Origin of the sequence: Stenotrophomonas maltophilia group sp. msm1 (assembly GCF_032025805.1) — a bacterium.
GTDB lineage: Bacteria > Pseudomonadota > Gammaproteobacteria > Xanthomonadales > Xanthomonadaceae > Stenotrophomonas > Stenotrophomonas hibiscicola.
Genome location: NZ_JAVSKH010000001.1, coordinates 1,359,014 through 1,373,187 on the forward strand (window position 1 = coordinate 1,359,014; position 14,174 = coordinate 1,373,187).

General features: G+C 68.8%; 8 protein-coding genes and 1 pseudogene. All 9 read left to right on the forward strand.

Going from position 1 to position 14,174, the window contains the following annotated elements:
- Window positions 1-211: 211 nt before the first annotated feature.
- Entirely contained in the window at window positions 212-1,750 is a 1,539-nt protein-coding gene (locus tag ROV95_RS06015; protein ID WP_019661021.1) for a BcsE family c-di-GMP-binding protein, read from the forward strand.
- Window positions 1,747-1,926 (forward strand): cellulose biosynthesis protein BcsF, encoded by a 180-nt coding sequence (gene bcsF / locus ROV95_RS06020; RefSeq protein WP_019661022.1) that lies wholly within the window; start codon window positions 1,747-1,749, stop codon window positions 1,924-1,926. The genes ROV95_RS06015 and bcsF overlap by 4 nt, the downstream gene beginning before the upstream one ends.
- A pseudogene (gene bcsG, locus ROV95_RS06025) lies at window positions 1,923-3,554 on the forward strand (cellulose biosynthesis protein BcsG). The gene bcsF and the pseudogene bcsG overlap by 4 nt, the downstream one beginning before the upstream one ends.
- Complete coding sequence (gene bcsR, locus ROV95_RS06030) at window positions 3,554-3,733, forward strand: cellulose biosynthesis protein BcsR (protein WP_021204328.1); 180 nt, start codon at window positions 3,554-3,556, stop codon at window positions 3,731-3,733. The pseudogene bcsG and the gene bcsR overlap by 1 nt, the downstream one beginning before the upstream one ends.
- Window positions 3,730-4,485: a cellulose biosynthesis protein BcsQ gene (bcsQ, locus tag ROV95_RS06035; RefSeq protein WP_021204329.1), complete on the forward strand. Its 756-nt coding sequence runs from the start codon at window positions 3,730-3,732 to the stop codon at window positions 4,483-4,485. The genes bcsR and bcsQ overlap by 4 nt, the downstream gene beginning before the upstream one ends.
- Entirely contained in the window at window positions 4,485-7,109 is a 2,625-nt protein-coding gene (bcsA, locus tag ROV95_RS06040) for a UDP-forming cellulose synthase catalytic subunit (RefSeq protein WP_312543490.1), read from the forward strand. The genes bcsQ and bcsA overlap by 1 nt, the downstream gene beginning before the upstream one ends.
- A complete protein-coding gene (bcsB, locus tag ROV95_RS06045) occupies window positions 7,106-9,469 on the forward strand; it encodes a cellulose biosynthesis cyclic di-GMP-binding regulatory protein BcsB (protein WP_026347130.1) in 2,364 nt (787 codons plus the stop codon). Before bcsA ends, bcsB begins: the two co-directional genes overlap by 4 nt.
- Window positions 9,469-13,050: a cellulose synthase complex outer membrane protein BcsC gene (gene bcsC / locus ROV95_RS06050; protein ID WP_312543491.1), complete on the forward strand. Its 3,582-nt coding sequence runs from the start codon at window positions 9,469-9,471 to the stop codon at window positions 13,048-13,050. Before bcsB ends, bcsC begins: the two co-directional genes overlap by 1 nt.
- Window positions 13,034-14,167, forward strand: coding sequence for a cellulose synthase complex periplasmic endoglucanase BcsZ (gene bcsZ, locus ROV95_RS06055; protein WP_312543493.1), 1,134 nt, complete (start codon window positions 13,034-13,036; stop codon window positions 14,165-14,167). Before bcsC ends, bcsZ begins: the two co-directional genes overlap by 17 nt.
- The last annotated feature ends 7 nt before the right edge of the window (window positions 14,168-14,174 follow it).

The following is a 14,174-nucleotide window of genomic DNA, read 5'->3' on the forward strand; positions in this document are numbered from 1 at the left end:
GCAGGTCTCCCATTGCTGAGTTTGGAGCCTCACCCCCCCGCTCCGCGGGGGGCGTTGACTGCGTCTTGATCCCGCAGACGTGAAGATCAGGGCTATCATTGCCGTACAGACACATGAATGTGATGTGCGTCATGGAAATGATCCCCTCTCCACTGCAGCGCCCCCGCTGCCGGGCCGTCGGCCTGGGTGAGGGGCAATGAAAGGATCCGGCGTGCCAGCAACACACCTTGCCATTGCCGGACTGCCCACCGAACTGGTGGAGATGCGCAGCGGGGGCCTGTATTGGGTCGTTGCCGCGGGCAGCGCGCCGACGGATCTGCTCGGTGCCGGTGTGCTGGCCACGGCCGACGCACTGGATGAGGCCGTGCTGGTCACGCTGGGGCGGGGGGCCGAATCGATGCTGACGCTGCTGCCGGCAGATCAGGGGCCGGCCCGCCTGCGGCTGTTCCAGCGGTCGCATCACGGCATGCAGCAGGCGCTGCGCGGGCTGACCGGCGATCTGCCGCGCACCGCCTCGGTGCGCACCCGGCTCAGCGTGGTGCAGTTCCCGGTGGCGGCGCTGGACGGCTGGGATGATGCCCGGCTGGCGCGCTGGTGCCAGCAGCTGCAGGACTGGGCCGGGCAGGCGCAGCAGGTGCTGCTGTTGCTGTGCCATGGCGAAGTGGCGACCCTGGCCCCGCGCCTGTTGTCATTGAACCGGAGCTGCGCCGGTGTGGCCCAGCTGCATCCGCATCGTGGTGCCCTGCAGCTGCTGCTGCACTACTGGTCCAACAGCCATGGCGTGGTGGCCCAGCGATCGTTCGGCGTCGAGCAGGAAAGCCGCGGGCTGCGCCATCTGGCCGAGGCCGATGCCGCCGGGACTGGGGTCGATGCCACCAGTGGCAGTGATCGCGATGTCTTCCTGGCCCAGACCGAAGTACTGGACGGTGCGCCGCCACTGTCGGCAGCCTGGCACCTGTATGACGGCTGGGCTGGATTGTTGCCGGCCGCGCTGCAGGCGCGCGAGGCCACCGTAGTGCTGGCCATCGACGAGAACGCCAAGGTGGATGCACTGGCCAGACTGCTGCACCGCCTGCGCCGGGAACGTGGCAATGCACTGAAACTGGTGGTGCGCGAGCTGCAGCCCTGCCTGCGCTACGCTGATGAGCGGCTGCTGATGCAGTGCGGCTGCAGCCTGGTAGTGCCGTCAGCCACGCCGTTGCCGCGCCTGCTGACCCTGCTGGAAACCGTGCAGCGTCAGCGTTGGCAGGGCCAGCTGGCTGACGATCCGGAGCCGCTGATCCGTGCGCATCGGCCGCCACCGGTAAGCGGCCTGGTCAACGCCGCACGCTTCCGCCAGATCGCCGGCGAACGCATCGACCAGGACGGCAGCGCGGTGGAAAGCGCCGTGCTGGCGTTGCAGCCGGTGGCCGGCCTGCGCGCCGAGCAGACGTTGCAGCAGCTGCGCATCCGCCGCCAGGGCGATCTGGCCTGTGTCTACCGCGGGCAGGTGCGCCTGTTCCTGTTCGGGTGCCGGCGTGATGCGGTCGAACAGGCCCTGGGCAATCTGTTCCGCCTGCCCTGGCGGGAGCTGTTCGATGGCTACCAGCGTCTGGCCGAATACGACATTGCAGCGATGAACGCCGGCAGCAGCGATCCGGAGGCCGAGGTCCTGCCCGAAGCCCCCGCCGTCCTGCCGCCGGTGGCCCCGGCGCTGGAGGCGCCTGTTTTCACTGTCCCGAAGCCGCTGCGACTGGGAGATCGCGCATGACCACCGACCAGCAACTCTGGACCCTGATCGTCGCCTGTGCGCTCGTGATGATTCCCTTTGGTGCCATGCTCGGTACGCTGTGGCGTGCGCTGCGCCGCCGTGCCGCGCGCTGGCTGCCCCCTCGCCACCTGCGCCGCGCCGGTGTACGCCTGCGTGCGCCGCGGGGGGCTGCATGAGTCCGCAGGTGGCTCCCGCATCGCCCTTCGCCTGGGCCGACCTGCGCGGCTGGAACCTGTATTTCCTGTCCAAGGTGGTACTGGCCTGGATGGGCGCGCTGGATCTGAAGATCCTGCCCAACCTGCTGTTCCTGAGCGCGCTGCTGGTTCCACTGCGCTGGCGCTGGGCACGCATCGCGCGTACTGTCGCTGCGGTACCGGTGGGCGTGGCGCTGTACTACTAGGACACCTGGTGGCCGCCGTTCCGGCGCCTGTTGGTGCAACCTGGCGTGCTGGACTTCTCGGCGGATTACTGGCTCGAGCTGGCCCAGCGCTTCATCAACTGGCAGATGGTGGCGGTACTGGCGATGCTGGTGCTGGCCTACGTACTGCTCAAGCCGTGGCTGCGCATCACCACTCTGAGCGTGCTGGGCATGCTTGGCCTGGCTGTGATGGCGATACCGATGCCGGCGGGTTGGAACTGGGGGCAGGGTACCGCCACCGCGGCCACCACCAGCGTCGCAGGCACTTCAGGTGGCGGCCTGCCGCCGGCCAACAACGAGACGCTCAACGCATGGCTGGCCGGCTTCTACCAGCAGCAGGCCAGCCTCAAGACCAGCTTCCCGGCACCGGGCAGCGGCGCGCCGTTCGACGTCATCATCCTCAACATCTGCTCGCTGGCATGGAGCGATCTGGATGAAGTGGGGCTGCGCCAGAACAATCTGCTCGACCACATGGACGTGGTGTTCGACGACTTCAACTCGGCAACCGCCTACAGCGGCCCGGCGGCGATCCGCCTGCTGCGCGCCAGCTGTGGCCAGACCTCGCATACCGGGCTGTTCGATCCGGTGCCGGCCGAGTGCCAGCTGTTCTCGAACCTGCAGCGTCTGGGCTTCCAGAGCGAGCTGGCGATGAACCACGACGGTCACTTCGACGACTTCATCGGTGAACTGCACCAGTACGGCGGGCTGCAGGCACAGCCGATGGATATCAGCGCGTTTCCTAAAGCGCTGGTGGCGTTCGACAAGTCGCCGCTGCGCCGCGATGGCGATGTGCTGATGGCGTGGTGGAAACAGCGGCTGGCCGGGTCCAGCCAGCAGGTGGCGCTGTTCTACAACACGATTTCGCTGCACGATGGCAACCGCATCGTCGGCGCCGATGGCCGTTCGAATGCCGCCGACTACAAGGCACGTGCGGAAATGGTGTTGGGCGACATGGCCGGTTTCGTCGATGCGGTGGAGAAGAGTGGCCGCCGCGCGATGATCGTGGTGGTACCCGAGCATGGCGCGGCCCTGCATGGCGACCGCATGCAGATTCCGGGCATGCGCGAGATTCCCAGCCCGTCGATCACCCACGTGCCGGTGGGCGTGAAGCTGATCGGCATGGGCGCGCCGGCGGCCGGCGGCCCGCGTCATGTTCCCGAACCGAGCAGCTACCTGGCCGTGTCCGAGCTGGTTTCGCGCGTGTACGCGCTCAATGCCCAGTCGCCGCCGAGCGAGCGCAACTGGGACAGCCTGCTGAAGGGGCTGCCGCAGACACCGTCGGTGTCGGAAAACGAAGGCGCCAAGGTCATCGAGTACGCCGGCAAGCCCTGGCTGCAGCTGCAGGGCAGCCAGGCCTGGAGCCCCTACCCCGAGGAGGCACGCTGATGCCTGCCGACATCCTTGCCGTACCGGTCACGCTGTCCGTGGAAGAGGACGATATCGACCTGCTGCGGCGCAGCCTGGGCATGCCGGGGCTGCCCTACGTGGACTTCTCTGCCCAGCATGAGCGTGCCCAGGCGCTGGCGCGCTGGCCGTTGCTGGCCGAACTGGAGCCGCGCCGATGAGCACCGTGCTGTCGCTGCAGGGCATCCATGGCGGAACCGGTGTCACCACGGTGCTGGCCGCACTCGGCCAGGGCTTGCACGCGCAGGGCCAGCGCGTCCTGCTGGTCGAATGCAGTCCGGACCAGATGCTCGGCCTGCACCTGGGGCTGCCTGCCGACGTGGACAACGGTTGGGGGCGCGCGCAGCTGGACGGCACGGACTGGCGTGATGCCGCCTACGCCGTTGCAGCAGGACTTGCGGTGCTGCCCTATGGTCGCGTCGATAGCGAGGCCGCAATGCGCATCGAACAGCAGCTGCAACAGGCACCGGGCACCTGGGCCGAACGCATTCCGCTGCTGGAGACCCAGTTCGACTGGATCCTGTTCGACCTGCCGCAGCGCCTGCCGGCGCATGCAGCGGCCATCAACCAGCACGTGCGCTGCACGCTGCCGCTGCGCCTGGCCTGTGTCGATCCGGTCAGCCACGTGTTCCTGCAGCGGCAGCCGGAGGACACACGCCTGTTGCTGGCCAACCGCTATGACCCGGTCATCCCGGTGCAGCGCGATCTGATGCAGCTGTGGCTTCACGCGCACGGCCCGCGGCTGGTGCCGCAGCCGCTGCACGAGGATGCGCGGGTGCCCTCCGCGCTGGCCAGCAAGCAGCCACTGGGGCGCTATGCGACCGATTCGCTGGCCGCTGCCGATGTCGATGGCCTGGTGCTGTGGTGCCTGGCCGAGGCCGCACGGCGCCAGCCCGTTGCGGGGACACGCTGATGGGCGCCCGCGTCTACTACCTGGACTGGGGGCGCCTGCGCGAACGCGTGCATGCGCGTTGGCCAACCCGCTCGCTGCTGTGGCTGCTGCAGTGCGTGGGCTGGGCGTTCCTGCGCCTGGAAGGGCCGGCATGGCAGGCACAGGCCCCGCGCCTGCGCAACGCCTTCCCGCAGATCCAGGGTGACCGCCGCTGGCGCCCGGGCGATCCACTGCGGTTGTTGATCCAGGCCATGTGGCTGTCGGTGGTGCGGTTGGTACCGCAGCCCTCGCTGAGGCGGCAACGGTTGGCCCGGGCCCGGCGCGAACGCATTGCCGAACTGCGCGGTGCGGCCGGTCGCGGCCGCCTGCGCTACCTGCGCGCCATGCGCGATGCACCCAGTGAATTCTGGAACAGCCGCGTGGCGGCATGGTTCGGCCGGAAGATGGGCAGCCTGTCGCCGCGTTCGCGGCACCTGCTGACCCTGCTGGTCGGGTTGGCCACGCTGGGGCTGGCGGCGCTGTGCATCACCCAGCCGTTCACCTATCTGGCGCAGTTCGTGTTCGTGGTGCTGCTGTGGGCCATCGCGCTGCTGGTGCGGCGCATGCAGGGGCGCTATGCGACGCTGGTGCTGGTCGTGCTGTCGATCACCGTGTCCTGCCGGTACCTGTGGTGGCGCTATACGGCCACGTTGAACTGGAACAGCACCTTCGACCTGGTCTGTGGCGTGGTGCTGCTGGCGGCGGAAACCTACTCGTGGCTCGTGCTGATGCTCGGTTACGTGCAGGTGGCCTGGCCGCTGCGGCGCCGCCCGGCGCCGTTGCCGGCCGATATCCGCCAGTGGCCGACGGTGGATGTGCTGATCCCCACCTACAACGAAGACCTGGCGCTGGTGCGGCACACCGTGTACGCGGCGATGGGCCTGGACTGGCCGGCCGACAAGCTGCGCATCCACATCCTTGATGATGGCAAGCGCGAAGAATTCCGCGCATTCGCCGAGCGCACCGGGGTCAACTACATCACCCGTGCCGACAACCGCCATGCAAAGGCCGGCAACCTCAACCATGCGTTGACCCTGATCGATGGCGAGCTGGTGGCCATCTTCGACAGCGACCACCTGCCGGTGCGGTCGTTCCTGCAGATCACCTGCGGCTGGTTCCTGCGTGATCCCAAACTGGCGCTGGTGCAGACCCCGCACCACTTCTTCTCGGCCGATCCATTCGAACGCAACCTGCAGGTGTTCCGCAGCGATCCCAACGAAGGCGAGCTGTTCTACGGCCTGGTGCAGGACGGCAACGACCTGTGGAACGCGGCGTTCTTCTGCGGCTCCTGCGCGGTGCTGCGGCGCGAAGCCATCGATGCCATCGGAGGGTTTGCCACCGAGACCGTCACCGAGGATGCGCACACCGCGCTGCGGCTGCACCGCAAGGGCTGGAACTCGGCCTACCTGCGCATTCCGCAGGCGGCCGGCCTGGCCACAGACAGCCTCGGCGCGCACGTCAACCAGCGCATCCGCTGGGCGCGTGGCATGGTGCAGATCTTCCGCATCGACAACCCGTTGCTGGGCAAGGGCCTGAGCCTGTTCCAGCGCTTCTGCTATGCCAACGCGATGCTGCATTTCCTGGCTGGCATTCCGCGCCTGGTGTTCCTCACTGCGCCGCTGGCGTTCCTGCTGCTGCATGTGTACATCATCTACGCACCGGCGCTGGCCATCCTGTTGTTCGTGGTACCGCACATGGCCCACGCCAGCCTGACCAACGCACGCATCCAGGGCAAGTACCGGCGTCCGTTCTGGGGTGAGGTGTACGAGACGGTGCTGGCCTGGTACATCGCACGGCCCACCACCGTGGCGCTGTTCAGTCCGGGCCGCGGCAAGTTCAACGTCACCGACAAGGGCGGTACCCAGGCCGGCGATCGTTTCGACTGGCGCGTGGCGCAGCCCTACCTGGTGCTGGCGCTGCTGAACGTGCTGGGCCTGTGCTTTGCCGTGTGGCGCTTCGTGCACGGCCCACTTGACGAACGTGGCACGGTGATCGTGAGTTCGCTGTGGGTGCTGTACAACCTGCTGATCATCGGCGGTGCGCTGGCGGTGGCGGCCGAAGTGCAGCAGGTGCGACGCACGCATCGCGTCACCACCCGTCTGCCGATGGCGCTGCAGGTGCCCGATGGCCGCCGCCTGCGCGGCGTGCTGCAGGATTACTCCAACGATGGCGTGGGCGTCGAACTCGGCGAAGACGCACAGCTGGCCGAAGGCCAGCGCGTGCAGGTGCTGCTGGGGCGGGGTCGCCGCGAGTTCGCATTCCCGGCGCGCGTGCAACGCACGGTCGGCCAGCGACTGGGCCTGCTGCTGCTGTTCGAGGACGAGCGCCAGCGCGTCGAGTTCGCCCAATGCACCTTCGCCCGCGCCGATGCCTGGCTTGACTGGCACGCCGGTTACCAGCCCAAGAGCCTGCCGCGCAGCCTGTGGAGCGTGCTGGTCCTGGGCTGGCGCGGCTACCGGCGGATGGGTGATTTCGCACCGTTCGACCTCGACCGCCCCGCACATTGGAACCGTCGCCTGCTGCGATGGCTGGCCAGTTTTGCTCCGCAACGTCCGCTTCCTTCCCACCCGGCTGACCCAGCCGCTGATCCAGGGCTTCGTCCATGACCCGTCCGTCCTCTCTGCGTTGGCTGCTGCTGCCCCTGCTGGCCCTGCCCGTGGCGTCAGGCAACAGCGCGCCTGCCCCGGCGCCGGTTGTCCCTCCCACTACCGCGCCTGCCGCTCCGCCGGCGCCGGGGGTGCCGGCCGCGCCAGCCACCACGCCTGCCACCGGTACCGAGCCCGCGCTGGCGCAGACCTGGGCGGGCAGCGCCTGGCCCTGGCAGCGGCAGAACACCTTCGCGCAGCTGGGGCGCCGCCAGGACACGCTGCTGTCGGGCGTGCGCAATGCCACCACCTTCGAGTTCCAGGTCCGCCGTGACCGCCTGGTCCGCGATGCCGAGCTGGATCTGAGCTTCACGCCTTCACCGTCGCTGCTGCCGACCCTGTCGCACCTGCGGGTCTATCTCAACGACGCGATGATGGGCGTGGTGCCGATCAGCAACGAGCAGCTGGGCCGCCCGGTGCAGGCCAAGCTACCGCTGGACGCGCGCCTGATTGCTGATTTCAACCAGGTCCGCCTGGAGTTCGTCGGCCACTACACCGACATCTGCGAAGAGCCGACGCACAGCTCGCTGTGGGTCAATCTCTCCAGCAACAGCACGCTGCGCCTGGGCGGCCAGCCGCTGGCGATGCAGGACGACCTGGCCAACTTCCCGCTGCCGTTCTTCGATCCGCGTGATACAGCACGGCTGGAACTGCCAGTGGTGTTCGCCGCTGCGCCGAGCCTGGCACAGCAGCGGGCGGCGGCGGTGATGTCCTCGTACTTCGGCAGCCTGTCCGGCTGGTGGCGCCAGGCACGTTTTCCGGTCAGCTTCGGCACGTTGCCGGACAAGGGCCACGCGGTGGTGCTGGCGGTCAACGGCAGGTTCCCGCCGGTGATCGCCAACCATGCTCCGGTGAAGGGCCCGATGATCGAACTGATGTCGCTGCCGGAGGATCCGCAGCGGAAGCTGCTGCTGGTGCTGGGCCGCAACGATGACGACCTGCAGAAGGCCGTGGCTGCGATGGCGGCCGGCAACGTGCTGTTCCGCGGCCGCCAGGTCAGTGTCGATGAGGTCAAGCCACTGGCCCCGCGCAAGCCGTACGACGCACCGAACTGGGTGCGCACCGACCGCGCCGTCCGCTTGGCTGAACTGCTCGACTATCCGCAACAACTGCACGCCAACGGCGTGTCGCCGCAGCCGATCACGGTCAACCTCAACCTGCCGCCGGATCTGTTCATCTGGCGCAACCAGGGTATTCCGCTGAACCTGCGCTACCGCTACACGCCGCCGTTTGGCAGCGATGAGTCGCGGCTGGGCGTGGCGATCAACGACCAGTTCATCTCCAGCTTCCCGCTGGTGCGCCGCAACGGCAAGCAGGGCCTGGAGGAAATCCGCTTGCCGGTGCTGGCCGGCGATGCCGGTGCCGATGACGGTCGCCTGCTGATTCCGGCGCTCAAACTGGGCGACCGCAACCAGCTGCGTTTCGATTTCAACTTTGCCAGCGTGATGGGCAGTGCGCAGCGCGATCATTGCCAGACCGTGCTGCCGCCCAACCTGCAGGCAGCGATCGAAGACGACTCGACCATCGACTTCTCCGGATTCCATCACTACATGGGCCTGCCGGACCTGTCCGCGTTCGCGCTCAGTGGATTCCCCTTCACCCGCATGGCCGATCTGTCGGAGACTGTCGTGCTGGTGCCGCCCCAAGCCAACGAGGCACAGGTCAGCCTGCTGCTGAACCTGATCGGTGGGCTGGGCGTGCAGAGCGGCTATCCGGCCTATGGGCTGCGCCTGTCCGATGACTGGAAGCAGGCCAGCGCGCTGGATGCGGACCTGCTGATGCTGGGCGCCCTGCCGGCCGAACTGCGCGGTAGCCAGCAGCTGTCGCTGCTGATCGACGACCAGCGCACGCGCCTGCTCAATGGCCAGTCTCCGTCGCCGCAGCAGGCGATGGAACAGGCCCGCCGTGGCAGCCGCGATGGCGATCCAGCGGTGACCGAAGTCGCAGTGAGCGCGCAGGCACCGTTTGCCGCGATCATCGGCATGCAGTCACCGACGCATGCGCAGCGCAGCATCGTTTCGCTGGCCGCCAGCAATGCCGCCGACTACGGCCTGCTCCACGATGCACTCAGCGATACCGGCAAGCGCGAAGCCATCGCCGGCTCGGTGGCGATCCTGCGTACCTCGGGCATTCACAGCCAGTTCGTCGGTGATCACTACTACGTTGGCGCGCTGCCGTGGTGGCTGCTGCTGTGGTACCACCTGGCCGACCACCCGGCGCTGCTGGCGGTGCTGGCCACGCTGGTGGTGCTGATGGTCGCCTTCCTGCTGTGGCGCGCGCTGCGCTGGGTCGCGGCCAAGCGCCTGGACCCGGGGCACTGATGGCACGTACGCGGCATCCGCTGGTCACCGCGTCCGGCCTCGTCCTGTTGGGACTGGCCGGTGCCGGGCCCTGCGCGGCGCAGGCCTTGCCCGATACGCCGGGCGGAACCGTCGCCGAGCAGCGCCAGTGGCTGTTGCAGCAGGTGCGCATCGGTGAGGCCACCGGTCGCCAGAGCCTGATCGAAGACGCCCTGGCGCGGCTGCGCATGCTGGCACCGGATGATCGCGGCACCTTGGTGGCGATCCTGGAAGTGCAGCTCTCGCAACAGAAGCTGCAGGATGCCGAGGCGACCCTGAAGCGCCTGCGCGAGATCGGTACAGGTACCCGTGAACTGGCCGCCGGCGAACGCCTCTGGAGGGCCTACCGCGGTGATCTGCAGCAGGATCTGCAGCAGGCGCGCCTGTTCGCTGCCGGTGGTCGCAGCGCCGAAGCGCTGGCGATCTACCGCCGCCTGTTCAACGATGATCCACCCGGCCTGCAGCTGGGCCTGGAGTACTGGCGCCTGCGCGGCGGCCAGGCGGATGGGCGTGCACAGGCGATCCGTGCGCTGGGCGAACTGGACCGCGGTTATCCGGGCAATGTGCCATTGCTGCAGGCGCTGTCGCAGATGCTGTTCGCTGCCGGCCGCGATGCAGAGGCGCTCGCCGCGCTGCAGCGCATGGGGCGTAATCCGGAGGCCCGCGGCATGGCGGCGGACGCCGAATGGGCCTACCTGAAGGATCAGCCGGCCGACGACCGCAGCGTGCGCCGGCTGCAGGACTTCATCACCCGCAACCCAGCGTTTGCCGACATCGCGTTGGTGCGCGAGCGCTACACCGACCAGCACAAGCGGGTCAGCGACCCGGCGTGGCGCGCCGGCCTGCGCGGCCAGCAGCTGCTCGACGCAGGCCGCAATGCAGAGGCCGAGCGCGCTTTCCTGCAGGCGTTGCGCGGCTATCCGCGCGAGCCCGACCTGTTGGGGGGGCTGGGCATGGCGCTGATGCGCCAGGGCCGCCGCGAGCAGGCCATCAGCTATTTCCAGCGTGCGGTGCAGGCCACCCCGGCCGGCGACAGCAACGACAAGTGGCGCGACCTGATCGCCAGCACCCGCTACTGGCTGCAGCTGGACCAGGCCGATGCGGCGCTGGCGGCCGGCCGGCTGGACGAGGCCGAGCGCCTCTATGCGCAGGCGCATCGCCAGCAGCCCCGCGACGTCAATGCTGCACTGGGCCTGGTCGACGTGGCCGTGGCCCGCGGTGACGACGCCGCAGCCGAACGCCAGCTGCATGTTGCGCGGCGGATGGCGCCCAACGATGCCAACGTGATCCGCAAGCTGGTGCAGCTGTACGGCCGCACCGACCCGCAGCGGCTGGAAGCCTTCATCAACGCATTGCCCGCTGCGCAACGCAGGTTGTATGCCGAAGACCTGCGCCAGCTCCAGATCAGCCGCCTGCGTGAGCGTCGCGAGCAGGCGCTGGCTGCCGGTGATGCGACCACCGCGATCACGCTGGGACAGAAGCTGCGCGGCGAACTGCCGGGCGATGCATGGCTGGCCTATGCGCTGGCCAACGAGCTGCGCGCCGCTGGCCGGCAGGACGAGGCCGACGCGGCGGTGGCCGACATGGCCACGCATAACGACAGCGCCGAAGCGCGCTACGCGCAGGCGCTCTACCTGTCGGGATCCGATCGGCTGCCGCAGGCGCTGGCGGTACTCGACGCGCTGCCGCAGGCCAAGTGGAACGACGACATCCGCGCGCTGTCGGCGCGCCTGCAGCGGCAGCAGCTGGTCGATCATCTGTGGGATCTGCGTGCGCAGGGCAGGGAGGCCGAAGCCATCGCGCTGCTGCAGCAGCAACCGCCCAGCACCGACAATGATCTGATGATGGCCGAGTGGGCGCGCCTGCGCGGCGATCACGCGCAGGCGCTGCACTACTACCAGCGCGTGCTTGCCGCACAGCCGGACAATGTGGATGCGCAGCTGGGCCAGGTCCAGGCCTGGATTGGCACCGGCGATCTGGCCAGCGCACGCCGCCAGATGCACGACGCACCGCCGGCAGTGGACGATGACGAGATCGGCCAGCAGCGTCAGCTCGCCACCATCTGGACCGACCTGCGCGAGGACACGAAGGCCCTGGCGATCCTGCGCGCGTTGCTTGCGCGCAAGACCGGGCCCGACGCACAGTCCTGGCGTGATGCGGCACGGCTGGTGCGCCGCGATGATCCGCAGCAGGCGCTGGACATGTACGCGCAGGCGATGGCCGACAACGGCGTGTTGGCTCCCGGCCAGGTCACGCCGCGCGACAACCGCGCGTTGACCCTGGCCAGCCGCGAGACAGCCGGCGATGACTGGTTGCGGCGCAGCCTGCGCAGCGATGTGGAAACCCTGTACCAGCAGGAGAATCCCACCCTGACGGTGATGCAGGACACCGGTCGCCGCAGCGATGGCACGCCGGGCATTTCGCGGCTGTCGCGCGATACCCGCATCGCGCATCTGGACGCGCCACTCGCCGGTGGCCTGGGCTGGGCGCGCATCGAGCAGGTCAGCTTCGATGCGGGCCGCTTCCAGACCGATGAGAGCGGCGCCTACGACGAGGATTTCGGCAGCTGTGACCTGGATCTGCTGCAGGCCGACGACAGCCGCCTGCGCGCACCGGGCTGCACCCGTTTCGTGCACCAGCGGCGCACCTCCGGTGCCGGCTTCGCCGTCGGCTGGCGCACCCTGGATGACCGCTGGAACGTCGATATCGGCCACACCCCGTCCAACTACGTGGTCGGCAACTGGCTTGGCGGTGTCACCCTCAATGGCGACCTCGGGCGCTTCGGCTGGGGCGCCACGCTGTCGCGGCGGCCGATGACCAATTCGCTGCTGTCGCAGGCCGGTGCGGTTGATCCGCGCAGCGGCATCAGCTGGGGCGGCATCACCGCCAACGGCGTGACCTTCAGCCTCGGCTACGACCAGGGCGGCCGCGATGGCGTGTGGTCGAACTGGAGCTGGCATCGGCTGACCGGGCACAACGTGGTCGACAACACCCGCGCACGCGCGATGGTGGGCTGGTACCACAAGCTGATCCAGCGCCCCGACATGCGGCTGGATGTGGGTACCACCGCGATGTACTGGCGCTACCAGAAGGACCTGGGCGGCTACTCGCTGGGCCAGGGCGGCTACTACAGCCCGCAGCGCTATGCATCGCTGAGCCTGCCGGTCAGCTTTGCCTGGCGCAACGACGTGTGGTCGGTGCGCCTGGATGGCTCGGTCAGTGTGTCCAGTGCGCGTACCTCGTCGATCAGCCGTTTCCCCGACCAGGCCTTGATCGAGCGCGTGATTGCACAGCTTGAGCCGCAGTACGGCCCGCTGCGGCTGGACGAGGCCGGCCTGTACACCGGTGACAGCAGCAGCACGGGCACCGGGTACCGCCTGTACGGCGCGGTGGAGCGCCGCCTCGGCGACCACTTCGTGCTGGGCGCTGCCGGCACCCTCCAGCGCAGCCGCGATTTCTCGCCGAATTCGTTCCAGCTCTACCTGCGCTACACCTTCAAGCCCTGGCAGGGAAACCTGCCGCTGCCCGTATCACCACTGGTGCCGTATGGCGAATTCCGCTGACCTGCGGCGACGGCGCCTGCTGCAGGCGGTCGCCACGCTGCCGCTGCTCGGCGTGTGCCGTGTGCAGGCCGCGCCCGCCCCGCGCTGGCCGGCGTGGCAGGTACTGCTCGACAGCAGCCTGAGCCGCGACGGGCGCATGATCGATCGCAGCCAGGACGATCAGCGCAGCACCTCCGAAGGCCAGTCCTATGCCTTGTTCTTCGCCCTGGTCGACAACGACCAGGCGCTGTTCGACCGCATCCTGGGCTGGACCCAGGACAACCTTGCCGGTGGCGACATGGGCAAGCGCCTGCCGGCCTGGCTGTGGGGACGCGATGACGCCGGCGCCTGGCGGGTGCTGGACGACAACCCGGCCTCGGACTCCGATCTCTGGCTGGCCTACGCGCTGCTGGAAGGCGCGCGGCTGTGGCGCCGTCCGGCGCTGAAGGCCATCGCGGAGGGCATGCTGGTGCAGGTGCGGGCGCGCGAGATCGTGGGTCTGCCCGGGCTCGGCCCAATGCTGTTGCCAGGCCCACAGGGGTTCATTGAAGGGGACGCCACGCGGGTCAACCCCAGCTATCTGCCACTGCCGCTGCTGCGCCGCTTTGCGGCGGAGGATCGCAGCGGGCCGTGGCAGGCGCTGGCGCGCAACAGCGTGCAGTTGCTGCAGCAGAGCAGCCCGCACGGGTTCGCACCGGACTGGGCGGCGTGGAAAGGCGATCGCTTCGTCGTCGATCCGGTGCGCGGTGCGGTCGGCGGCTACGACGCCATCCGTTGCTACACCTGGGCAGGCATGACCGCATCGCGCGATCCGTTGTTCCGCGCGCAGCTGGCGGCGCTGTCCGGACCGCTGCAGCGCCTGCGCAGTGGTGCACCGATGTGGGAAAAGATCGACACCCGCAGTGGCCAGGGGCAGGGCGAAGGCAACTACGGATTCCGCGCGGCCCTGCTGCCCTATCTGATCGCGCAGGGCGAAGCGGAGCGCGCGCAGTCGCTGCGGGCCAGCCTGCCCAGCGCCGAGCAGCAGCGCGCCGATGCACCGGCCTATTACTCACAGATGCTGGCCCTGTTCGGCGTGGGTTGGGCCGAAGGACGCTGGCGCTTCGCCACCGACGGCCGCCTGCAGCCGCGCTGGTAGCTGCAGC